Here is a 23,429-nt window from a genome sequence, read left to right as displayed (position 1 = left end):
ATTATTGTTTTTTAAAAAATAATTAGATAGGTTTACTGCCGTAAATTGAGATGTCTTAACCTAAGAAATACTATGAAGAAATTTATTTCGCTAATAGCTGTTCTAGCCTTGCTTTCAAGCTGTGGGCGTGGAGATCGTGGACAGCTGGTTGGTGCGAAAGGGGAGAAGTGGAATCCGGAGAAACCTTTAGGGATGACATTAATTCCCGGAGGTGCTTTTATTATGGGGAAGTCTGACGATGATATCGCAGGCCAACGTAATGCGCCCCCAAAAACGGTGACCGTGCGTTCTTTTTATATGGACGAAACCGAAATTACCAATGCCGAATATCGCCAGTTTGTTAACTATGTGAAAGATTCTATTGTTAGAACTGAATTGGCTATTATGGCTGAAAATATGGGTGAAACCGAGGGTTCTGACGGAATTGGTGAGTACGCATTTTTAGACACCGATGAAGCAGATATGACGCCGTATGAAGAATACATGCTGAATACTTATGGCCAGGGTGGAGCTTCAGATACTTACGAAAATCGTCGCCTGAATAAAGACATCGATATTATTTGGGACACCGAAGACTATCCAGATGTATATTATGCCGAAGTAATGGATATGATGTATATTCCAATGGAAGAGGTGTATAACGGGCAACGTACTATTGATGTTGAAAAATTAAAATTTACTTATACCTGGATGGATGTTCAGGGTGCTGCTAAAGAGCAGGGGAATAGAAGTAATTTTATAAAACGAGAAGAGATTCCTGTTTATCCAGATACAACTGTTTGGATTAGGGATTTTAATTATTCTTATAACGAACCTATGCACAACGATTATTTTTGGCATAGTGCTTTTGATGATTATCCTGTAGTAGGAGTTACCTGGAGACAGGCAAGAGCTTTTGCGCAATGGAGAACCTTATATCATAATTACTACCGAAGAGAGAAGGGAGATCACAATGTGCCTTCTTACCGTTTGCCAACCGAGGGTGAATGGGAATATGCTGCTCGTGGTGGTTTAGAAGGAGCTACATACCCTTGGGGTGGTCCTTATGCTAAGAACGATCGTGGATGCTTTATGGCTAACTTTAAACCTTTAAGAGGGGATTATGCGGCAGATCAGGCTTTATACACTGTAGAAGCAAAATCTTACGATCCTAACGATTATGGCTTATATAATATGGCTGGTAATGTTGGGGAATGGGTGAACTCTTCTTACGATCCAGCATCATACGAATATATGTCTTCAATGAACCCAACCGTAAATAATCCTGATGATATGCGAAAAGTAGTTCGTGGAGGTTCCTGGAAGGATGTTGCTTATTTCCTTCAGGTGAGCTCAAGAGACTACGAATATGCAGATTCAGCTAGAAGCTATATTGGCTTTAGAACAGTTCAGGATTACCTCGGAACAGATGTTACCCTAAATCAACCTAACAGATAATTAACAACCTATTTAACCAGTAGAAAATCTAAATCTATTTTATTATTATGGCAAAATCAAATTCAACTAAGAGAATAACTAACATGGTGTACGGTTTAGGTGCATCAGTTGTAATATTAGGTGCGCTTTTTAAAATTATGCACTGGCCATTTGCAAACCCTATGCTTATTGCAGGGCTTGTAGTAGAAGCTTTTGTATTCGCATACTCTGCTTTTGAACCAACAGACGACGATCTTGACTGGTCTTTAGTTTACCCTGAATTAGCCGGTGGACAGGGAACTCGCCGTAGCGCAACAGTAATTGAGGAAGATAAAGAAACTCAGGGCCAACTTTCTAAGAAATTAGATGAAATGCTTAAAGAAGCTAAGATAGATGCAAATTTAATGCATAGTCTTGGAGATAGCATTCGCAATTTTGAAGGAGCAGCAAAAGGAATTGCTCCAACCGTAGATGCAATGGCTTCTCAAAAGAAATACAGCGAAGAACTTACTACCGCTGCAACTCAAATGGAAACCTTAAATAATATCTATAAGGCTCAGGTAGAATCGGCTTCTCGCCAGGCAGAGATTAACCAGGAGGTTGCAAAGAATGCCGGGAAGTTGAACCAGGAAATGGGATCGCTTGCTGCTAACCTTTCCTCTTTAAATGGAGTTTATGGTGGTATGCTTACTGCTATGAATGGTAAACCTAGCATGGCGACTAATTAGTTACTGCATTACCCTGAAAACCTAAATTATTAAAGAACAAAACTAATTAGCACATGGCGTCTGGAAAACAAACACCAAGACAGAAGATGATTAACCTGATGTATTTGGTATTCATCGCGATGATGGCACTAAATATGTCTAAGGAAGTATTAACAGCCTTCGGTCAAATGAATGAAGACCTTGAGGAATCTAATGCGACCACATCTCAACGTAACGATATGGCAATGGCCGGTTTAGCCGCTAAAGCCGAAGAACAACCTGCAAAATACGAAGAATTAAAAGCTAAAGCGGAACAGATTAGTACGCTTTCTGATAATTTATATAGTACTGTAGGTAATCTTAAAGATGAATTATTAGCCGATTTTGAAGGTGAGGAAAAGACCAATTATGAGTCTATGGATCGCGCCGATAAACTAAACAACTTGTTTTTTGCAAGTGGTAGAGTAACTCCAAGAGGAGAAGAATTTGTGGCTGCAATAGATAATTATAGAAATGAAGTACTTGCTGTTTTGGGAGATAAATTTCCGCAAATTAGAAGTAAAGTAGCTAACGATTTTTCTACAGAAGAAGTAACTAATAATGAGAATGTAACTCAACCATGGTTGATGTACAACTATCAGGGGTTTCCGTTAATTGCTTCTCTTACAAAATTAACGCAGATACAATCTGATGTTAGAACAACCGAAAACGATATTTTGTCTGCAATGCTTGAAGGGCAGCTGCAAAGTGATGTTTCTTTAACGAACTACCAGGCGATAGTAGTACCAGAAAAGACGGCTTTCTTTAGTGGTGAGAACTTTAAAGGTAAAGTTGTTTTAGGTCGTGTAGACCCTACATTGAAATTCGAAAACGTTACTATTAACGGTAATAATGTAGAAAGCACTCAGGCTGGCCAGGTAATGTTAGATTTCCCTGCTGGAAATGTAGGAGAAAAGGAGATCAATGGTGAGCTTCAGTTTAAAGAAGGAGATTCTATTGTAAGAATTCCAATTAATAGTTCTTACGCAGTTATTCCGAAACCGAATTCAGCAGTTATTTCAGCAGATAAAATGAATGTACTTTATCGTGGGGTTCAAAACCCAATGACGATTTCTATTCCTGGAGTAGGTAGTATTAGTGCACAGGCTCCCGGTCTTTCACCTGCTGGTGGTGCTGGGCAATACGTAATGAACGTTACAAGCTTACAGGCTAGAGAGGTTGCTATTAATGTAAGTGGTAAACTTCCAGGAGGAGAAACTGTTTCAGATAGCAAAACCTTTAGAATAAAAGATATTCCAACCCCGGTAGGAACCGTGAGAGGAGAAGATGGCACGGTTAAAATGCAACGTAATAGTTTAGAAATCTCTACTATTAGTGCAAATCTTCCAGACTTTGACTTTAACCTGGATCTTAATGTTACTGGATTTAGTTTTAAAGTAATGGGACAACCTACTATAAGGGTTAATGGTAATAAATTAGATAGCAGTGCCAAAGCAGCTCTAAGAAGAGCCGGTAGAGGCGAAACTGTACAGATTTTCGATATTCAGGCCGGGATCGCTGGTAACTCAAGTTACAAGCTTAAAAAGGTCTCTCCTGTTATTGTCGAGTTGACAAACTAATAAAATTTAGAAGATGAGTTGGAGAGGATTTTTATTGAATGCTTCGGTGTTGGTTTTTACGGTAGCATCTTATGGGCAGGCAAACATTTTAAATGCCAATAGCCCCGAGGAGATTGGTAAAAAAACCGAAGCCCAGATTCAAAGTGACATTAACGATAAGCCACTTGAATATGGATACATTGAAGATCGCGATGTGTTATGGTCTAAAAACGTATGGGAAAAAATTGATCTTGATGAAAGAGTGAATTTCCCATTGTATTATCCAATAGATACCAATAATATTGGAAATAATCGCCGTGCACTTTATGATGTTTTAGTTTCTGCTATTAAAAGTGGAAAAATTAAAAATATCTATGCCGATTCTTATTTTACTGAAAAACGTACCTTAAAAGATATTCAGGCTACCATATCTAAAGTTGATACTACAGATCTTGGTATCGAGCAGTATAACGCCGGGGAAGAAGTAGATGCCCAATTTATTGATCGTAGAGATCTTGGTGCTGCTGATATCGCTGAATATCATATTCGTGGAATGTGGTATTTTGATAAACGCCAGGCAGAGTTGAAATATCGGCTTTTAGGTATAGCACCCGTTGCTCCAGATGTTAACTTTATTGATTCAGGTCAAACAGATTTAGTTGAACTTTTTTGGATTTGGTTCCCTGATGCAAGAGAGATTTTACACGAAAACAAAGCCTTTACAGGAAGTAGCTCTGCGCAGACTGTCACTTTTGATCATTTGCTGAATTCAAGAAGATTTGATGCGATGATCTATAAAGAGGACAACGTATATGGAGACCGTGAAATAGATGAATATATTGTAGATAATGCCTTTATGGAGCTTCTTGAAGCCCAACGCATAAAAGAACAAATACGAAACTTTGAGCTTGATATGTGGAATTACTAATTCCTGAAGGTTTTAAAAAGTAAAGAGAAGCGTCCCAATAGGGGCGCTTTTTTATTTTTCAGATGTTAACCGGGTTTACTTATGAACCTAAGTTATTTCTTGAAGATTGATTGGGAAAGTTGATTTGCCTATAATTTTATATTTTTGGATTATGTTAGATTATATAGTTGTTGGATTGGGTTTAAGTGGGATTGCAGTAAGCCGTAACCTGGAGAAAAGGAGCAAGCATTTTGTAGTTTTTGAAGACAATTCTCAAAAGTCTTCTCTTGTTGCCGGCGGATTGTTCAATCCTGTAATTCTAAAGCGTTTTACGCTTGCCTGGAATGCGAATGAGCATATGAAGATCGCGATTCCTTTTTATAAGGAATTGGAGGCGAAATTACAGGCTAAGATCGTTTATCCGATAGAGATCTATAGAAAATTCTTTTCAGCTGAAGAGCAAAATAACTGGTTTGAAGCAGCAGACAAACCTTTACTTTCCGAATATTTAGATACCGATCTTGTTAAAAATATTAATCCCTGCATTCCTTCGGAATACTCATTTGGAAGGGTTCGCCAAACCGGGATTATTGATACCGATGTTTTAATTAGTGAATATCGGAATTATTTAAAAAATGAGGACAAAATCAAATTTGAAAGATTCGATTACAATGATCTTCAAGTTAATGCAGATTCGGTAAGCTATAAAGGTATTTCCGCAAGGAAAATTATCTTTTGCGAAGGTTTTGGAATGCAACATAATCCTTTCTTTAATTATCTTCCGCTTCGCGGAAATAAGGGTGAATATCTCACCATTTATTCTGAAGAATTGCAGCTTGAAGAGGCGGTTAAATCATCGGTTTTTATTATTCCGCTAGGGAATAATTTATATAAAGTGGGCGCAACCTATAATAATCAGGATAAAGATCCGCAACCCAGTAAAGAAGCCAGGGAGGAACTGGAAAAGAAATTAGCAAAATTGATTAGCTGCAAGTTTGAGGTAGTAGACCAATCGGCGGGAATCAGGCCCGCCAGTAAAGATAGGAAGCCAATGCTGGGAAGGCATCCAAAGCATAAAAACCTTTATTGCTGTAATGGGTTTGGAAGTAGAGGCGTGCTTATTTCCCCTACGGTTTCAGGGCAACTAATTGAATTTGCGGAAAACGATGTTCAGCTTCCGCCTGAAATAGATTTACAAAGATTCAACAGAAAGCACTTTTCTGCTTAATTCTTACCAGCACTTGGTTTGTAATGTAGAAAGAAATTGATCCAAATATTCCGCGATAATCTTATAATTAATGGCATAAAAACCACCAGGGTTCCTATAATAACCCAGAACGAAGTCATTAAGCCACCGCCAAGAAAAAAATAAGCGATTACAAAGGCGGCAACGGCAAAAGCAATTCCAACGGCATAACTCACATACATAGCTCCAAAAAAGAACGAAGGTTCTATTTTATACTTAGTGCCGCAGTTAGAACAGTGCTCATACATATCAAAAACACGGTTCAATTTATAGGGATTCCTTTTCTTATACATGCTTTCTTCATGACACACCGGGCAGGTTCCTGTAAGAATACTATAAAGTTTACTTCCTTTTAAAAAATTCATAATTGGTTTTCAGGGGGTTATAAGTTTTTGTGAGTCTGTAGATTGAGTGTGAACATATTTTTTTCACATTGTAAATTTAGGCATATTTGCAAAAATAAAATATACAAATGCTTAATATTCATAACCTCTCTGTTTCTTTTGGCGGAGAATATCTTTTTGAAGAATTAACCTTTAGACTTGGCGCCGGTGATCGCGTGGGACTAATTGGAAAGAATGGTGCCGGAAAATCTACAATGCTTAAAATACTTGCCAGAGAACAGGAGTATGACGAAGGCCAGATTGCGAGAGATAAAGAACTGAATATTGGTTTTTTAAAACAGGATATTGATTTTGAACAGGGCCGAACTGTTTTGGAAGAAGCGCAACAGGCTTTTGAGGAAATAAAGAAACTTGAAAAGCAAATAGATGATATTAACCATCAATTAGCTACAAGAACCGATTACGAAAGTGAATCTTACACCCAGCTTATTCAAGACCTAAGTGAGGTTACACATACCTACGAGATAATTGGTGGATATAATTATGAAGGCGATACGGAGAAGGTATTATTAGGTCTTGGTTTTCAGCGAGAGCAATTTGATAAACTTACCGAAACTTTTTCGGGCGGTTGGAGAATGCGAATAGAACTCGCAAAACTTTTACTTCAGAATAATGATATTCTTCTGCTGGATGAGCCAACCAACCATTTAGATATTGAAAGTATTATCTGGCTGGAAAACTTCCTTAATAATTATTCGGGCTGCGTGGTAATTGTTTCTCACGATAAAATGTTCCTGGATAATGTGACCAATAGAACCATAGAAATTTCACTTGGTCAGATTTACGATTTCAATAAACCTTATTCAAAGTATTTAGTGCTTAGAGAGGAATTAAGAGAACAACAACTCGCCGCGCAGAAGAATCAGCAAAAGGAAATTGAAACTACAGAGAAGCTTATTGAAAAATTCCGTGCAAAAGCTTCAAAAGCTTCTATGGCGCAATCGCTTATCAAAAAACTGGATAAGATAAATCGGATAGAGGTAGATGAAGATGATAATGCGGTAATGAATGTGAGTTTTCCACTTTCTATTCAACCTGGAAAAGTAGTGATTGAAGCCGAAAATATTGGAAAAGCCTATGGTGATAACCAAGTTTTAAAAGGAATTGATCTTCTAATAGAACGGGGTAGTAAAATTGCATTTGTAGGGCAAAACGGACAGGGTAAAACCACGCTTGCTAAGATAATAATTAATGAAATTTCTTACGAAGGAAACTTGAAACTTGGCCATAACGTGCAGCTGGGTTATTTTGCCCAAAACCAGGCAGATTATCTTGAAGGTGAAAAAACCGTGCACGAAATTATGATCGATGCTGCCAACGAAAAGAACCGGAGCAAGGTTCGAGATATGTTGGGGTCTTTCCTTTTTAGAGGAGATGAAGTTGATAAAAAGGTAAAAGTCCTTTCCGGTGGTGAAAGAAACCGATTAGCGCTCTGTAAGCTAATGCTACAGCCTTTTAACGTGCTTATTATGGATGAGCCTACCAATCACCTTGATATTAAATCTAAAAACGTTTTAAAGGAAGCATTAAACAGGTTTGAAGGTACTTTAATAATTGTTTCTCACGATAGGGATTTCCTGCAAGGCCTAACCAATAAGGTTTATGAATTTAAGGACACGAAAATCAAGGAGTATCTGGGAGATATTAATTACTTCTTAGATCAGCGTAAGCTGGAGGATATGCGTAGTGTAGAGAAAAAGGAAAAAGCGGCTAAAGTACAAAAGGACGCTGCCGGCTCTACCAATAAAAAAGCCTACAAAGACCAAAAGAAGGTTAAATCTTTAAAAAATAAACTGAGTAATACTGAATCTAAAATCACTAAGCTGGAGAAAGATCTGGAAGCACGTGATATGGAATTAGCTACGAGTTATGATGAAGTTGTGGCGAAGCCAGGGTATTTAGATAAGTATAAGACCAAAAAGAAAGAACTGAATTCCTTAATGCAAGAATGGGAAGATATCCAAGAGCGTTTGGATGGTTTACAATAGATATTTATAAAATTTTAATTTCAGATTAAACCAAATCACCGGAAAGGTGTCCTACAAGCATGGATAAACGCAAAATCATTCTTTCTTTTATTGGATTATTGCTTATTGTTTTGGCGGTTTTTGGCGCAAAGGCAATTATTGATAGTAATGTAAAAGAAGTACCGGAAAAGAACAAAGTTGTAAAAAATGTATTTGTAGAAACGGTAGAAAACCGTAATGTGCCTATTGTTGTTCCCGCTAATGGGAATGTAACGGCGCTTAAAAAACTGGAGCTTTTTTCTGAAGTACAGGGAATTTTTCAGCGTAGCAGTAAAGATTTTAGACCTGGCCAACGTTATAATCGCGGGCAGGTGCTTTTAAGTATTAATTCAGAAGAATACGCAGCTAGTGTGCGTTCGGCTAAAAGTGAATTATTCAATAATATCACTTCTATTATGCCAGATCTTCGATTAGATTATCCAGATTCTTTTCAGAAATGGCAGGACTACCTTAATAATTTCAATGTAAATAGTACCGTAAAACCATTACCGGAGCCAGACTCAGATAAAGAGAAATATTTTATTACCGGTCGCGGAATCCAATCGGCTTATTACCAAATTAAAAACCTGGAAGAACGCCTTCGAAAGTTTAATATCGTAGCGCCATTTGATGGAGTTTTGACTGAAGCTGCTGTGAATTTGGGTACTTTAGTTAGGCCGGGACAGAAACTTGGAGAATTTATAGATCCTTCGGTTTATGAACTCGAAGTTGCTGTGGCTAAAAAGTTTTCAGATCTATTAAGAATAGGGGAAGATGTGGCGCTGCAAGATCTTGATGGTAATCAAACCTATACAGGTACGGTAAGCCGAATAAACGCCAGGGTAGATCGTGCTTCACAAACCATTCAGGTTTTTATTAGAATTGAAGATCCCGAAATTAGGGAAGGAATGTACCTGGAAGCAAAATTAGATGCCCGGGATGAAGAAGATGCAATAGAGATTCCCAGAGAACTGCTAATAGACCGCTCTAAGGTTTACGTGGTGAAAGATAGCACCATGGTTTTAGAAGAGATTGATCCTGTTTATTTTTCGAGCAATAAAGTGGTGATAAAAGGCCTGGAAGATGGTGAGAAGATGGTTTCTGCTCCAGTTCCTGGTGCTTACCCGGGAATGAAAGTGCAGATTCAAAACAAAAAGGACACCGCTAAAGCCGAGGAACTTTGAGAAAATTAATCAGTTATTTTATAAAATATGAGGTTGCTGTAAATGTAGTGATCCTCGCATTTGTAATTTTCGGTATCGTAGGGGTTTTCAGTTTAAATTCTTCTTTCTTTCCTCTCGAGGACTCCCGTATTATCAATATAAATGTAAATTATCCCGGTTCAGCTCCAGAGGAGATTGAGGAAGGGATTATTTTAAAAATAGAAGATAACCTAAAAGGTCTGGTAGGGATAGACCGGGTAACCTCAACAGCACGAGAAAGCGGTGGTTCTATTACTGTAGAAATTGAGCAAGACGAGAATATAGATGTGATGCTCACCGAGGTGAAAAACGCGGTAGATCGTGTGCCCACTTTTCCCGGTGGGATGGAACCACTTGTAGTTTCAAAACAGGAAAGAGTCAGGCCGTCTATAAGTTTTGCTATTAGTGGTGATGGTGTTCCATTAGTTACTCTTAAACGTATTAGCGAGCAAATTGAAAACGATCTAAGACAGCTGGATGGGATCTCGCAAATTGAGATTTCTGGGTTTCCCGAAGAAGAAATAGAAATAGCCGTTAGCCAGGACGACCTCTTAGCTTATAATCTAACTTTTGAAGAAGTTGCCAGAACTGTTGGGGCTGCAAATATTTTAAGTACCGGTGGTACTATTAAAACTGAAGCTGAAGACTACCTGATAAGGGCAAATAGCAGAAGTTACTATGCTGATGCTTTAAACGACCTTGTGATAAGATCTTCAGCCACAGGGCAAACTACGCGTTTAAGCGATATTGCCGAAGTTCGGGATCAATTTGGGGAGACCTCTAATTCATCTTATTTCAATGGAAATATTGCGGTAAATGTTGCTATAAATAATACGAATAATGAAGATCTTTTATCGGCGGCAAAGAAGGTAAAGGAGTATATAAAAGATTACAATGCAGAGAGTAGTAATATTCAGTTAGACGTTGTTTCAGATTCCTCTATTACTTTAAGTCAGCGAACTCAATTGCTGCTTGAAAATGGAGCAATGGGAATTTTCCTTGTTTTACTGTTTTTATCGATCTTTCTTAATACAAGACTGGCATTCTGGGTAGCTTTTGGACTTCCAATAGCCTTTCTTGGGATGTTCATATTTGCCGGGCAGTTTGGGGTAACCATAAACGTGCTTTCTTTATTCGGGATGATCATTGTAATTGGTATCCTGGTAGATGATGGAATTGTAATTGGGGAAAATATCTATCAGCATTACGAAATGGGGAAATCTCCAGTTCAGGCTGCTTTAGACGGTACTATGGAAGTAATTCCGCCAATTATTTCTGCAATTCTAACTACAGTCTTAGCATTTTCTACTTTCCTGTTTTTAGATAGTAGAATAGGGGAATTCTTTGGGGAAGTATCTACGGTGGTCATCTTGACATTGGTAGTTTCTTTGGTGGAAGCACTTATAATTCTACCGGCCCATATTGCGCATTCTAAAGCCTTGCAGGCAAGAAACCCTGAGGAAGATAAAAAGAAAAAAGGTTTAGCAAAACTCTTCATAAAAATGCGGGTGGTAAACCGTGCAGGAGATAAGGCTATGAGCTTTTTAAGAGATAAATTTTACAGCCCAATATTAAGGTTTGTGCTAAGACAACAAATGCTTGCTTTGGGTATTTTGGTGGCAGTTTTAATCCTGACTATTGGTGCGATAGGCGGAAACTGGATTAGGGTAACCTTATTCCCAAGTATTGCCAGTGATCGTGTAAGTATAGATCTTTTAATGGCCGAAGGTGTGAACCCAGAGCGAACAGATTCTATTATTTCTATGGTGGAAGATGCGGCCTGGCGGGTAAATGAAGATTTTAGTAAGCGCCAGAGTGGAGATAAAGATGTTGTTGAAAATATAATAAAACGAGTTGGTCCCGGAAACAACAAAGCCTCATTGCAGGTGAATTTACTTCCGGGGGAAGAACGAGATTTTGGTTCGCCTGAAATTACCAATGCTATTAGAGATGAAGTAGGTCCTGTTTATGGGGTAGAGAATCTCACCTTTGGCTCTGGAGGTAATTTTGGCGGAGCGCCGGTTTCGGTTTCATTGCTGGGGAATAACCTTCAGGAACTGGAAGCCGCGAAAGAAGAATTAAAAGAAAATTTCGAAAATAATCCGCTTTTAAAGGATGTAACAGATAACGATCCGCAGGGAATAAAAGAGATCAATATTGAACTTAAAGAAAGCGCTTATGCTTTAGGTCTTGATCTTAGCGAAGTGATGCGCCAGGTGAGAAATGGATTTTTTGGAACTCCGGTTCAGCGTTTTCAACGTGGCCAGGATGAAATTAGGGTTTGGGTGCGTTACGATCTTGAAAACCGTTCTTCTATTAACGATCTAGATGATATGCGCTTAACCACACCGGCTGGCGATCGTGTACCATTCGATGAAATTGCTAATTATGAAATTGTTAGAGGAACCGAATCTATAAGTCACTTAAACGGACTTCGGGAAATTAGGGTGAGTGCAGATATGGAAGATCCTAACGGAAGTTCTACTGAAATACTTGCAGACATCAGGAGCAACGTGATGCCGGAATTACTTTCAAAATATCCCAGTTTATCGGTTTCTTATGAAGGCCAAAACCGGGAGGCAAATAAATTAACCAATTCCGCAGAAGGAGTTTTACCGGTTGTTTTATTTCTTATTTATGCGGTAATCGCCTTTACCTTCAGAAGTTATAGTCAGCCATTATTATTAATGATCATGATTCCTTTCAGCATTATAGGAGTCGCCTGGGGTCATTGGATTCACGACTTTCCTGTTAACGTGCTTTCAGCTTTAGGAATTATTGCCCTGGTGGGAATTATGGTAAATGATGGTTTGGTACTCATTAGTAAATTCAACAGAAATCTGCGAGATGGGATGAAGTTTGAAAATGCACTTTATGAAGCCGGCCGTGCGAGATTTAGAGCTATTTTCCTTACCTCGCTCACCACCATAGCGGGGATGGCTCCATTGCTGTTAGAAAAAAGCAGGCAGGCACAATTTTTAAAACCTATGGCAATCTCTATTTCCTACGGAATCGCCATTGCTACTGTTTTAACCTTACTTCTGTTACCATTGCTGCTATCTATTAGCAATAATATTAAAGTAGGTGGAAAATGGCTTGCTAGCGGAAACAGGGTGTCAAATGAAGAGGTAGAAAGAGCTATAAAGGAACAAAAAGAAGAAAAAGCACATGGAGAGATCGGGTAAGTTAATACTTGTGATCGCTATTTTTTTTATGGGTAATATTTTTGCCCAGGAAGAGGAAGAAGTAATAACTAAGGAAGAAGCTATAGCTCTTGCTTTAGAACGTAATTACGGAATTGAAATAGCTGAAAATGAAGTTGAAATCGCCGAAAATAACCAGGGAATTCTTAATTCCGGATATTTGCCATCGGTTACAGGAAGGGCAGGAGCAAATTATGATTTGAATAATAGGTTAACCGAGCCCGAAGATGGAGAAGCTTTAGATCAACAAGGGATAGAGAGTAACTCTTATAATGCTTCGGTGAATTTAAACTACACTCTTTTTGATGGCTTAGGAAGGTTTTATAATTATAAAAGCTTAAAAGAGCAATACGATCTTTCTAAACTGCAGGCCAGGGAAACTATAGAAAATACGATGCTGCAGTTAATGACGATGTATTATGAAATTGCCCGGCTTACTGAAAATGTAGAAGTATTAGAAGATGTTTTAGAAACTTCAAAAGATCGTGTAACCAGGGCGCAGTATCAATTCGATTACGGCCAGAGTAATAACCTGGTAGTCCTTAATGCCAGGGTAGATGTGAATAACGATAGTGTTAACCTGCTGCAAACTCGCCAACAACTTAACAATACCAAAAGGGATTTAAACGTGTTGCTGGATCGCCAAATTACCGGTAAAGATTTTACGGTAGATACTACGGTGAATTTTATTCCGAAATTACAGTTAGAAGCCTTTATTATGGAGGCTGAAACGAATAATGTATCTTTACTTCAGCTTGATAGAAACATGGCAATTACAGCATATGATATTAAAATAAGTAAATCGGGATATTTGCCAACGATAGATCTTAGCGGTTCCTATGGCTGGAATTATAATAGAAGTGCTGCAACAGCATTCTTTCCGGGAAGTAGGCAAACTACCGATGGAATTTCGGGAGGAGTTAGTTTAAACTGGAACCTTTTTGATGGGGGAGCTACAAGCGTTCAGGTCCAGAATGCAAAAATAAACTACGAAAACCAGGAATTGCGAAAAAAGCAGGTGGCACTTGGAATTAGAAGAGACATTGCAAATGCCCTTGGGAATTATGAAAACAGGTTGTATATCTATAAAGTCCAGGAAGAAAACGTAGCTACCAATCAGGATAATTTTGAGCGTTCCCAGGAGCAATTTAATCTGGGAAGAATTACTTCTATTGAATTTAGGCAGGCGCAGGTTAACTTATTAGACGCCAGGACCAGTTTAAATCTTGCAAAATATGATGCCAAGATCGCCGAATTAGAGTTGTTGCAACTCACCGGCCAATTGTTGAATATTGAATTATAGGTTATGTTTGAACATTTTTTTCTATGTCCATATTGTTGGGAAGAGATTTCTGTCTTGCTGGATCCTTCGGTAAGTCGGCAAACCTACATTGAGGACTGCGAGAATTGCTGTAATCCTATTGAATTTACGGTTTCTTTCAGTGAAAATGAGCTTCAATCTTTCGAGGCGAATAGTATTGAACAATAATTTTTTGTCTTAATTTACTGATATTCAGATGTACAATATCCTTCTTGTTCATTCTTTAAATTTTTATTGAAAAAGCTTTGTTGAAACTTAAAAAGTATCTTATATTTGCAGTCGATATCGCGGGATAGAGCAGTAGGTAGCTCGTCGGGCTCATAACCCGAAGGTCACTGGTTCGAGTCCAGTTCCCGCTACTAAATTCACGAAACCCTCAGTAAACACTGGGGGTTTCGTCATTTTGGGCTAAAAAGTGGATCAAATTTGGCTCATATCTGTTAGCAAATCTTGAGAATTTTGATTTCTAACTATCAGATAGTCAATAATTTTGATACTTTTATTTTTCCAAAAAAGTGGATCATTTTCTGCACTGAGCTGCCCTACCTTTCCTCAGTTAAATGTCCAATACTGACCAAAAATTATATTACTTATGATATTACGATTGACTTCCATTGATCAATTTGGAGTGCTTGATGATTTTAAATGGAATAGAGATAATAAGCTTCAGGATTTTAAGGAGAAGAATATTATTTATGGATGGAATTATTCTGGTAAAACAACTCTTTCTCGATTATTCAGTTCATTAAAAAATAAAAAACTTCATGAGGATTTCAATTCTGCCAAATTTAAACTGAAAACTACCGATAGTGATGAATTCGATTATACATTAATAGATTCATTCCCTTACAACATAGCAGTATTTAATCAAGAATATATTCAATCAAAACTTAATTGGAACTCAAAAACTGAATTGGGCCATCCGATTGCTTTTGATGTTGGTGAAAATGTAGAAACTCGTAAAACAATACAAGATCTAGAGGATTCAGTTGCTAAAATTGAAAAAAGGGCGGAACCTATTAAATCAGTTATAGCATTATATGATGAATATGAAAAAAATCACTTTACGACGGTTAGTAAACAGATTAGATTAACTGTATTTGATAATACTGAAAGGTTTGATAAAGGTTCTTTTAAAACTGTTTTAAAAGACCTGGACGAAGATCAAGTTGAAAACAAAATTCTTGAGGATGATGATGCCGAAGAGCTCAAAAAAATCTCAAATTCAAAGAATGATTTTGATATCCATGATGAAATTAAATATGAATCTAATTTTCATAATTTAAAAGTTAGAACTGAAAATCTTCTTAAACAGGAGCCACCTAAAGACCGTATAATCGAGATATTAGATGAAAATAAAGAATTAAGGGATTGGACTGAAAGAGGTTTAGATTTCGATGAAAACAAAGAGGAATGTGCTTTCTGTGGGAATAACGTCAGCGAGGAAAGAATAAAGTTATTGCAAGAATATTTTTCAAATGCTTCACAAACACTAAGGCAAGAAATCGAAGATTTAAAACTTTTAATTAATCAGGAAATTTCAAATTTAGATCTAATTGCTATACCAAATAGTAAAAACGATTTCACCGAAAGCGTTAGAGAAGAAATTGCTGAAAAACTGAAAGTATTTCCTGGTCTTAAGAAGAATTATAAGTCTTGCCTTAAAAAGTTAATTGCTGAACTTAATAGAAAAGAAGATGGTAACATTTTCAATGCATTAAAAATTGAAGATTTTCAATGTGATGACGCAAACTTTAGCGAATGGTTCATAGAAATGAATAAGGATATTTCTAGACATAACAATTTGGTGAATAATTTTGATGAAACCAGAAAAGATGCTAGAAACAGGTTGATTACTCACCTTGTTGCCGATTTTATTCATTCTGAAAAATTCTTTGAAAAGGAGAAGTCAGCTCAAAAAGCTGAAAGAAGATTAAATGCACATAAAAAATATATAGATAAACAAAATCTGTTAATTCAGGAGAAAAGGGATTCTCTAAAAACTATAACTAAGGGTAAAGATCAACTCAATAAATTCATTCAAAAATTTTTAAATCGAAAAGATATTGCGATTCAAGTTACATCTGAGGATAAGTTTATGCTTTATCGAGGGGATAAACCTGCGATAAATTTGAGTGAGGGTGAGAAAACAGCAATTGCTTTTTCATATTTCCTTGTAGATTATGAAAGTATGGGGCTTGAAATGATGTGTAAGACTATAATCTTTATAGATGATCCGATCTCGAGCTTGGATACTAATCATATCGCTCAAGTATATTCCTTGATAAACTCATTTTTCTTCAGAAAGAATATAGATCAGCAAAATCCAGATAAGGTTATTAATTGCTTTCTTCAATTTTTTATTTCGACTCATAATTTCGAATTCTTCTCTTTCTTGAAAGATTCTGCCAATTTAAAAAAGAGGAAAAAAGTCAGAAATGAACAAGGAGTGACTTCTCAAATTCCTAATTGTGGATTCTATCAAATGCAGAAATTAGATAGCTCTAAATCAATTCTCAAAACTCTACCAAATGAATTAAAGAACTATAAGTCGGAGTACATATATTTATTTAAACTCATATATGAATATAGAGTTAAAATAGATGCCGGAGAGGATACCTATGATATTTTGATGCCAAATGCCATTCGTCGATTTTTAGAAATATATACATTAATGAAAATTCCGAATGAACCTGATAGTGTTGAAAACCGGATTGAAGAATTAGTAGATGATATTACTCAATTTAAACTTCTAAATCATTTTTCTCATTTTACCTCTTTTGAAAAAACAACGAGACATGATGAATTATTGATGGTTCTTCCGGATGCAACCCAGGAATTATTTGACTTGTTGAAATTAGACGAAAAACATTATAGCTCTTTGAAAAAAGCGATTAAGGCTGCATAATGTATCGCTAAATTAGTTTAGCCCTTTGATAGTCAGCCTTAAGAAAGAATGCACTGGCTCAAATTCGGCTCATTTTGGCGATTTTCTAAAATGTACTAAATTGGTTATCATAAGGGTGCAAAATTGATTCTGAGGTATAAGTTTCCAGTTCCCGTTACTAGCAAAGACAAGGCTTCACATTTCTGTGAAGCCTTGTCTTTGCTAAACTTTTAGAATATCCTCTTTATTCTAATGAGCTTTAATCTCAAGGTTAATAATAGATTTCTAGAAATCTTCGATTTTTCCTAATCTAGTGACTTTGAAAAATAACTCTATATAGAGAATAATCTAAAAGATGATTATAACGGTTTAAATAGCTTATATAATTGTTCTTTGTCGTCTAATTCAGCTTCCAAACAACTCATAATTTAATTGTAATTTTGGTATATGATAAAGGCAGTTATTATTGACGACGAAATAAATGCGCAAAGTTTACTGGAGAAAACCCTGGACAGGTATTTTCCAAATAAATTTAATATTGTTGAAAAAAGTATTTCGGTAGATACCGGTGTGCTTGCCATCAGAAAATATGAACCCGACCTGGTTTTTTTAGATATTCAAATGCCAGAAAAGAATGGTTTTGAACTTTTCAAGCATTTTGAGGTGATAAATTTTGAAGTCATTTTCACCACTGCACACGATAAATTTGGCATTAAAGCAATTAAGCGTAGCGCGCTAGATTATTTATTGAAGCCAATTAATCATTTAGATCTAGCTGAAGCCGTAAAAAAGTTTGAAAAGAAAAATGAAAGGAATTTTGCCCAAAGAAAATTGTCTTTGCTATTAGAAAATCTGAATGTAAATGACCAGAACGTAAGTAAAATTGCTTTTCCTACCCTTGATGGGTTCGAACTAATCCATACCAATCAAATACTATTTTGTAAGGCAGAAAGTAACTACTGTAGCATTAAAAAAATTGAAGGCTCTACAAGAACAGCTTCAAAAACCTTAAAATTTGTTGAAGAAATACTTCCGGCAACTACTTTTAAAAGAATTCATAAAAGCTACGTCATCAATTTAAATTACGTAGTTAGATACCATAAGGCAAACAAGGAAATTGAATTAACCAACGGAGAGAAACTTCCTGTTTCCTTTCGAAAAGAAGAAGAGTTTATCAATGCCATTTTACAAAACCACTAAACTATTCCTCTTAGTATTTTTATGGTTTAGTTTCGCCTTCTCTCAAAATTATCCCACTAAAAATTATACTGCAGCCAAAGATTTACCAAATAACTCGGTTAGATCCATATTGGTTGATAGCAACAATAGTTTATGGATTGGTACTGAAAATGGTGTAGTTAAAAAGGAAAATGACGAATTTCAATATTTCTTTGAAGAAGATGGTTTAGCTCAAAATAGCTGTTGGGCGATTGCAGAAGACAAAAACGGCAAATTATGGTTTGGTAGCTATGGTGAAGGGGTTAGTGTGTATGATGGGTATAAATTCAAAATCCTTTCAGAAAAGGATGGATTGGTTCACAACCAGATAACCAAACTGTTTACTTCCGGTAATTATATGTATGTGGGAACCAGTGATGGGGTTTCTCTGATAAACGTTAATACCTTCAAAGTAAATTCTTTAAAGACTCCTACAGGGAAGGAACTTTTTAGGGTTCAGGATTTTTTTGAATACCAAAATCAAATCTACGTGGTCACGTATAGATCAGGAATCTTCAGGATTCTAAATGAGGAGGAGCAGACCGCTTTGGTTAAAGTAAATGATCATAAATACATTTATTCTGTCTTCCCAGATAATGACAATATTTACAGCAGTAATAAAGGTTTTTTTACAAAAAGTCATCTCCCCGATTACTTGAGTGAAAAGGATTCTATTCCTTTAGAAAAACGCGGAACTTCCATTATCTGGGATTATTTGAAAACAGATGATCATAGAATTTTTGCTGCGGCCTGGGGGATATACGATACTAACGGAGGAATTTATGAACTGGTTGAGGAGCGATTAATATCCAGGGCTTCCGAATTTAATATATCCAGCCGGGAAGTAATATCCCTGGCTTATGATTCAAAATTCGAAAAATTATATGCAGGAACCCGGGATGCCGGATTATTTGAAATCGCTTTAAATCCCCAGATTAAAATTCATGAGCTACCGGGTAAGGATATTATTGGGTTTGCGAGAACAGAAAAAACTTCCGCAGTGTTATTCAACGATGGCATCGTTTTCAAAAGAGCTGGAAATGAGCAAAAGATTACTTTATCTCAACTTAAAAACTGGCAGGAAAAATATGTATTGAATACCGACTTGCCTTTGCCTAAACATAAAGATGATTTCTACGAGCTGGATTACTCTACTAAGGCTGCGGATATCGATTTTTATGATATAAAAGTTTCTAAGGATATCTTTTGGATAAATACCAATATTGGAGTGTTTGCCGTAAAAGATTCCGGGCAATTGAACCGTTATTTACCCTTGCATTCAGAGGAAATCAATTTTACAAAAACGGGGAATCTTATAGAAACTAATCCTTACGGTGGCGTTAGAGTTTATAGAGACCTGGACCTTTTTAAATATACCCACTTTGAAAAGGACAACGCTCAAACCCCTACTATGGTGGTAAGTAGTTTGCAGAGGGGAAATAAAACTTATTTTTTGTCTGTTTTTTCCGGTCTTTATGTTTGGGAGAACAATCGTTTTAAATCCTATTTGGAAAACGGAATCTGGAGGGAAAAAAAATTAAAGCACATTACAGTTTTAGGGAAAGATCTCGCGATTTCAAATGAGTTTGGGGACGTGTTTATCGTTAATGACGATGAATCATTCAAAATTCATAAGAAAATTCCAAGGGCGAAAATCCAGGGAAACTCTATTTCTTTTTTAAAGAATTACCAGGAAACTTTAGTTATTGGAACAGAAAAAGGGTTGACGCTCTACAAAAACGGGCGATATATATTTTTAGATAAAGAACAGGGCCTGGAGCAACCTTTATTGAGTGCCGATGTAACTCAAAACACCTTATCTATAGGAAGTAAAAATGGGTTTTATAATATAGATCTTGAAGCCGTAAAGGATTCAACAACTCGGGTAGAACAGATAGAACTAAAAGAAATTTTCATCAATAATAATAAATTTTCTCTGCGATCATCTTCTGAAAGAGATAAGCTAAAATTAAAGTACAATGAAAATACAGTGTTGCTTAAATTTAGCACAAACGCGCACCCTTATCCGAATAAATTAAAATATCAATACCGGTTAAATGAGGATGAACCCTGGTGTCTTTCATCTTCCAGGTCAGAAATTTTCCTGCCTTCGCTACCAACAGATAATTATGAGATAGAGGTAAAGGCATTAGATGAAAGTACAGGTTTAAGTTATTCCCAGGCCTTACTAGATTTAACTGTGCTTCCGCCATTTTGGAAAACCTGGTGGTTCGCCTTACTTATCATAAGTATTATAGCGACGATAGTTTATAGCTTTTATAAATTTCAAATAAGGCAAGCCAGAAAGTTTGAAGCACAAAAAGGCTTGATCCAAAAGCGTTTTGAAGAAACCAAGATGGAAGCTTTACTGGCGCAAATGAACCCGCATTTTATCTTTAACGCGATGAATTCTATCCAATATTATATTATGGATAGTGATATAGATAAGGCTACAATTTTTTTAGGAGATTTTTCAAAATTGATCAGGTTAAACCTTTATCACTGTACCAAACCAACAATTTTATTGAGTGAGGAAATTGAATATCTGCAATCCTATATTCGGGTTGAAAACACGCGATTTAGTAATCGAATTAAGGTAATATTTGAGACGGCTCCTTTAATTGATCCTCACGCGGTAGAAATTCCTACTATGTTATTACAAACTTTCGTAGAAAATGTTTTTGTTCACGCTTTTCCACCGGGTGTAAACAATCCAACCTTAAAAGTTTCTTTTAAGATGCTTTCAGAAGCTGTTTTGCAATGCAAAATAGAAGACAATGGGATTGGATTTTCTGAAAATTCATCTAATAAACTCCACGAATCTAAGGGAGTTTCCCTGGTAAATGAGCGATTAGCATTGCTGGGTTACAATGTTGGAGAAGCAGTTGAAATAATTTCTACTAAAAATAAAGGGACTTCTGTATCCATTAAACTTGAAGTATAACGATAACTTTAAGATTCCATACGTTTACTAAACAACCGTGCATTGCTTTAACATAATCATTAGTTTTACATTAAATTAGAGCAAGTGGCAGCTACACCTTAATTGGGGTGGCCTTCAAAGTAAATATTATGAGTAGGGTCGTACTATTTTTTGAAGCTACATTAGAGGTCACTTCTCTAATCTTTTTTAAATATTTCTTCTAAGTATTTATTTCCTTAATTTTATGATATTCAATTAAATATCATGAAAAATTATATTTCCGCGATTTCTATTACAATTCTCTTTTTATGCTTTTTTCAGTGCAAAGGACAAACCAATAATACCAATGAAAATTACACCTTTCAAGAGGGTAGTATTGATGGGATTGGGAAATTTTATAAAGGACGTGAGATTTCTCACGTGATGGGTTACCAGGGTATAAATTGGCTGGAACGTCCCGATCGAGAAAAGGAAGAAAATACCAGCAGGCTTATTAAAAATATAAATATTGCTCCGGGCGATACTATCGCCGATATTGGTGCCGGCTCTGGTTACCACGTGTTTAAAATGGTGTCGCAAGCCCGCGAGGGATTGATCTACGCCGTAGATATTCAACCTGAAATGTTGCAAGCCATTCGTGATCGGAAAAAGAAAGAGAGAATTGACCATATTAAAGTCGTAAAAGGAACAGAGAAATCGGTTAACCTTCCTGAAAATTCGGTAGATAAGATTTTGATGGTAGACGTTTACCACGAATTCAGTTTTCCGATAGAAATGCTCACTTCTATGCATAAAGCTTTGCGGCCAGACGGAAAAATATTCCTAATTGAATACCGCGGTGAAGATACTTCTATTCCTATTAAAAAACTTCATAAAATGACAGAAGCCCAGGCCGTAAAGGAGTTTAGGGCAAACGGGTTTGTGCTCCAGGAAAATATCGACAATCTACCCTGGCAGCATTGTATGGTCTTTATAAAGGAATAGAATTTATTTAAGCATTCCCTTGCAACAGGTTGTAGATATTAAAACCAAATAATATAAGAATACTTATTAGCGCAATAACGGTAGGAATCGGGATGTTATTGATATTCAGCGGAATCTTAAATATGCCTTCTTCCTCTTTCCCTTTATGGTTTTTACGATATTGTAAGAGTGCAACATTCACCATTCCAAAAAGTCCGAATACAAAAATATTACTTATGGAAGCAACTATCTTCAAATTTCCTATAAGTCCAAATGCTATAGTAACTATGGCGATCGCTATAATAGCGTAATTAGGAGTCTTTTCTCCCATCCCAGATAGGGTGGTGAATTTTTTAAGCCACGAAATTTCACTATCACGGGCTACATCGTATAACAACCTGGAAGTTCCTAAAATATTACTCAATATGGTTTTACTGGTGGCAAAAAGAGCTACAATTACCAGTACAGTACCGCCAATCGGTCCCCATTGTGATTCTATAATTGCAGCCAGAGGACCATCCTTCTTGGCTAATTCTCCTGCACTAAAGGTACTTACCGCACTTATGGCAATCATCACATACAATAGAAATACAATAATCCCGCTAAAAAGCACTCCTTTTGGAAGTACCTTTTTAGGTTCTTTCGTTTCTTCTGCCATTTTTACCAGGTCTTCAAAGCCTACATAACTGAAAAAGATCAGGGCAGAGCCTGCCAAAATTCCCGCGAAGCCTTCATCTCCCATTTCAAAATAAGCCACTTGTCCCCAATCTGGAATGCAAAAGGCAATAACCAGAGCCAGGCCTAATAAGGTTATCACCGTGGCAAACTTATTAAAATAAGAACTTATTTTAGAGCCTATAATATTAAAGGTTGCCATAGCAATTACGATGGCAATCACACTAATCCAATTGGGTATTTCCACAAGCCTGCTTAGGTATTCAGCAAAACTTATCGCAATAGCTGCCGGGGCAACAATCCCGGTAAAAGCTATAAAAATAGCCATCACTAAAGCGGTTTTTTCATTCATTCCCCGTTTTATATATTCAAAACTCCCACCGGCATCGGGGAACCGGCTCACAAATTCTGCATAAGAAAGCCCGGTAAGTAAGGCTACTGCGGCAGCAATGGCAAAGCTGGCCCATAGCATGTTTCCACTAAGTCCCGCTGCCTGACCTATTATTGCATAAATTCCGGCACCTACAATGCCTCCTACTCCAAACATTAAAATATCCCAAAAGCCTAATGATCTCTTAAGTTTCTCTTTTCCCATAATCTGTGGTTGGTTCAATTAAAGATGCTCAAACTAAGAACTTTAAATTAAATTTTTCTAAATGAAAAGTCAAAACTGCATACCTGCATCAGGGGTATAAATGATCAATAGTTTTCTGTAAGTTGAATACTATTTAATTTTTTTCTCACGACTTCTCA

General features: G+C 36.7%; 16 protein-coding genes and 1 tRNA gene. 15 read left to right on the top strand and 2 right to left on the bottom strand.

From position 1 onward, the window contains the following. The first annotated feature begins 72 nt into the window (after positions 1–72). From porK to B5440_RS01750, 5 genes are all read left to right on the top strand, one after another. Positions 73–1,437 (top strand): T9SS ring complex lipoprotein PorK/GldK, encoded by a 1,365-nt coding sequence (porK, locus tag B5440_RS01770; protein WP_057482972.1) that lies wholly within the window; start codon positions 73–75, stop codon positions 1,435–1,437. A gap of 47 nt (positions 1,438–1,484) precedes the next feature. Next, positions 1,485–2,144 carry a type IX secretion system motor protein PorL/GldL gene (gene porL, locus B5440_RS01765; RefSeq protein WP_070053779.1) on the top strand — a complete coding sequence of 220 codons (660 nt, stop codon included), beginning with the start codon at positions 1,485–1,487 and terminating at the stop codon, positions 2,142–2,144. A 53-nt stretch (positions 2,145–2,197) separates the two neighbouring features. Further along, positions 2,198–3,742 (top strand): type IX secretion system motor protein PorM/GldM, encoded by a 1,545-nt coding sequence (gene porM, locus B5440_RS01760; RefSeq protein ID WP_070053778.1) that lies wholly within the window; start codon positions 2,198–2,200, stop codon positions 3,740–3,742. Positions 3,743–3,755: 13 nt separating this feature from the next. After that, entirely contained in the window at positions 3,756–4,649 is an 894-nt protein-coding gene (porN, locus tag B5440_RS01755; protein ID WP_070053777.1) for a type IX secretion system ring subunit PorN/GldN, read from the top strand. 151 nt (positions 4,650–4,800) lie between these two features. Beyond that, positions 4,801–5,856: an NAD(P)/FAD-dependent oxidoreductase gene (locus tag B5440_RS01750; protein ID WP_070053776.1), complete on the top strand. Its 1,056-nt coding sequence runs from the start codon at positions 4,801–4,803 to the stop codon at positions 5,854–5,856. Here the strand turns inward: B5440_RS01750 and B5440_RS01745 are convergent. Next, on the bottom strand, positions 5,853–6,239 hold the full coding sequence (locus B5440_RS01745) for a DUF983 domain-containing protein (RefSeq protein ID WP_070053775.1): 387 nt from the start codon (positions 6,237–6,239) through the stop codon (positions 5,853–5,855). The genes B5440_RS01750 and B5440_RS01745 overlap by 4 nt on opposite strands. A 107-nt stretch (positions 6,240–6,346) precedes the next feature. On the opposite strand from B5440_RS01745, the gene B5440_RS01740 reads away from it, so the two are divergent. The 10 genes from B5440_RS01740 (at position 6,347) to B5440_RS01695 (ending at position 22,022) form a co-directional block, all read left to right on the top strand. Further along, the gene (locus tag B5440_RS01740; protein ID WP_070053774.1) at positions 6,347–8,266 is read left to right on the top strand and encodes an ABC-F family ATP-binding cassette domain-containing protein; all 1,920 of its coding nucleotides are present in this window, start codon (positions 6,347–6,349) and stop codon (positions 8,264–8,266) included. A 59-nt stretch (positions 8,267–8,325) separates the two neighbouring features. Further along, entirely contained in the window at positions 8,326–9,468 is a 1,143-nt protein-coding gene (locus B5440_RS01735) for an efflux RND transporter periplasmic adaptor subunit (RefSeq protein WP_070053773.1), read from the top strand. Beyond that, the gene (locus B5440_RS01730; protein WP_070053772.1) at positions 9,465–12,671 is read left to right on the top strand and encodes an efflux RND transporter permease subunit; all 3,207 of its coding nucleotides are present in this window, start codon (positions 9,465–9,467) and stop codon (positions 12,669–12,671) included. Before B5440_RS01735 ends, B5440_RS01730 begins: the two co-directional genes overlap by 4 nt. Next, entirely contained in the window at positions 12,655–13,992 is a 1,338-nt protein-coding gene (locus B5440_RS01725) for a TolC family protein (protein ID WP_070053771.1), read from the top strand. Before B5440_RS01730 ends, B5440_RS01725 begins: the two co-directional genes overlap by 17 nt. A gap of 3 nt (positions 13,993–13,995) precedes the next feature. Beyond that, entirely contained in the window at positions 13,996–14,178 is a 183-nt protein-coding gene (locus tag B5440_RS01720; RefSeq protein WP_079711045.1) for a CPXCG motif-containing cysteine-rich protein, read from the top strand. 118 nt (positions 14,179–14,296) lie between these two features. After that, a tRNA-Met gene (locus tag B5440_RS01715) sits at positions 14,297–14,369 on the top strand. A 233-nt stretch (positions 14,370–14,602) separates the two neighbouring features. Continuing rightward, positions 14,603–16,918 carry an AAA family ATPase gene (locus tag B5440_RS01710; RefSeq protein WP_079711044.1) on the top strand — a complete coding sequence of 772 codons (2,316 nt, stop codon included), beginning with the start codon at positions 14,603–14,605 and terminating at the stop codon, positions 16,916–16,918. A gap of 426 nt (positions 16,919–17,344) precedes the next feature. Beyond that, positions 17,345–18,097, top strand: coding sequence for a LytR/AlgR family response regulator transcription factor (locus B5440_RS01705; protein ID WP_070053769.1), 753 nt, complete (start codon positions 17,345–17,347; stop codon positions 18,095–18,097). Continuing rightward, entirely contained in the window at positions 18,075–21,059 is a 2,985-nt protein-coding gene (locus B5440_RS01700; RefSeq protein ID WP_070053768.1) for a histidine kinase, read from the top strand. The genes B5440_RS01705 and B5440_RS01700 overlap by 23 nt, the downstream gene beginning before the upstream one ends. Before the next feature lie 243 nt (positions 21,060–21,302). Continuing rightward, positions 21,303–22,022: a class I SAM-dependent methyltransferase gene (locus B5440_RS01695; protein WP_070053767.1), complete on the top strand. Its 720-nt coding sequence runs from the start codon at positions 21,303–21,305 to the stop codon at positions 22,020–22,022. Positions 22,023–22,029: 7 nt separating this feature from the next. Here the strand turns inward: B5440_RS01695 and B5440_RS01690 are convergent, their stop codons facing one another. After that, positions 22,030–23,271, bottom strand: a complete 1,242-nt coding sequence (locus B5440_RS01690) for an APC family permease (RefSeq protein WP_070053766.1) — start codon at positions 23,269–23,271, stop codon at positions 22,030–22,032. Positions 23,272–23,429 lie beyond the last annotated feature (158 nt).

Source organism: Salegentibacter salarius (assembly GCF_900168265.1).
Lineage (GTDB): Bacteria > Bacteroidota > Bacteroidia > Flavobacteriales > Flavobacteriaceae > Salegentibacter > Salegentibacter salarius.
This window is presented reverse-complemented; position numbering and strand designations above follow the sequence as displayed.

Bases quoted from the DNA above. Each gene is read 5' to 3' on its own strand.
- porN (WP_070053777.1), top strand. From the start codon at position 3,756: ATGAGTTGGAGAGGATTTTTATTGAATGCTTCGGTGTTGGTTTTTACG.
- porL (WP_070053779.1), top strand. From the start codon at position 1,485: ATGGCAAAATCAAATTCAACTAAGAGAATAACTAACATGGTGTACGGT.
- porK (WP_057482972.1), top strand. From the start codon at position 73: ATGAAGAAATTTATTTCGCTAATAGCTGTTCTAGCCTTGCTTTCAAGC.
- B5440_RS01695 (WP_070053767.1), top strand. From the start codon at position 21,303: ATGAAAAATTATATTTCCGCGATTTCTATTACAATTCTCTTTTTATGC.
- B5440_RS01725 (WP_070053771.1), top strand. From the start codon at position 12,655: ATGGAGAGATCGGGTAAGTTAATACTTGTGATCGCTATTTTTTTTATG.
- B5440_RS01720 (WP_079711045.1), top strand. From the start codon at position 13,996: ATGTTTGAACATTTTTTTCTATGTCCATATTGTTGGGAAGAGATTTCT.
- B5440_RS01710 (WP_079711044.1), top strand. From the start codon at position 14,603: ATGATATTACGATTGACTTCCATTGATCAATTTGGAGTGCTTGATGAT.
- B5440_RS01745 (WP_070053775.1), bottom strand. From the start codon at position 6,239: ATGAATTTTTTAAAAGGAAGTAAACTTTATAGTATTCTTACAGGAACC.
- porM (WP_070053778.1), top strand. From the start codon at position 2,198: ATGGCGTCTGGAAAACAAACACCAAGACAGAAGATGATTAACCTGATG.
- B5440_RS01740 (WP_070053774.1), top strand. From the start codon at position 6,347: ATGCTTAATATTCATAACCTCTCTGTTTCTTTTGGCGGAGAATATCTT.
- B5440_RS01750 (WP_070053776.1), top strand. From the start codon at position 4,801: ATGTTAGATTATATAGTTGTTGGATTGGGTTTAAGTGGGATTGCAGTA.
- B5440_RS01690 (WP_070053766.1), bottom strand. From the start codon at position 23,271: ATGGGAAAAGAGAAACTTAAGAGATCATTAGGCTTTTGGGATATTTTA.
- B5440_RS01735 (WP_070053773.1), top strand. From the start codon at position 8,326: ATGGATAAACGCAAAATCATTCTTTCTTTTATTGGATTATTGCTTATT.
- B5440_RS01700 (WP_070053768.1), top strand. From the start codon at position 18,075: ATGCCATTTTACAAAACCACTAAACTATTCCTCTTAGTATTTTTATGG.
- B5440_RS01705 (WP_070053769.1), top strand. From the start codon at position 17,345: ATGATAAAGGCAGTTATTATTGACGACGAAATAAATGCGCAAAGTTTA.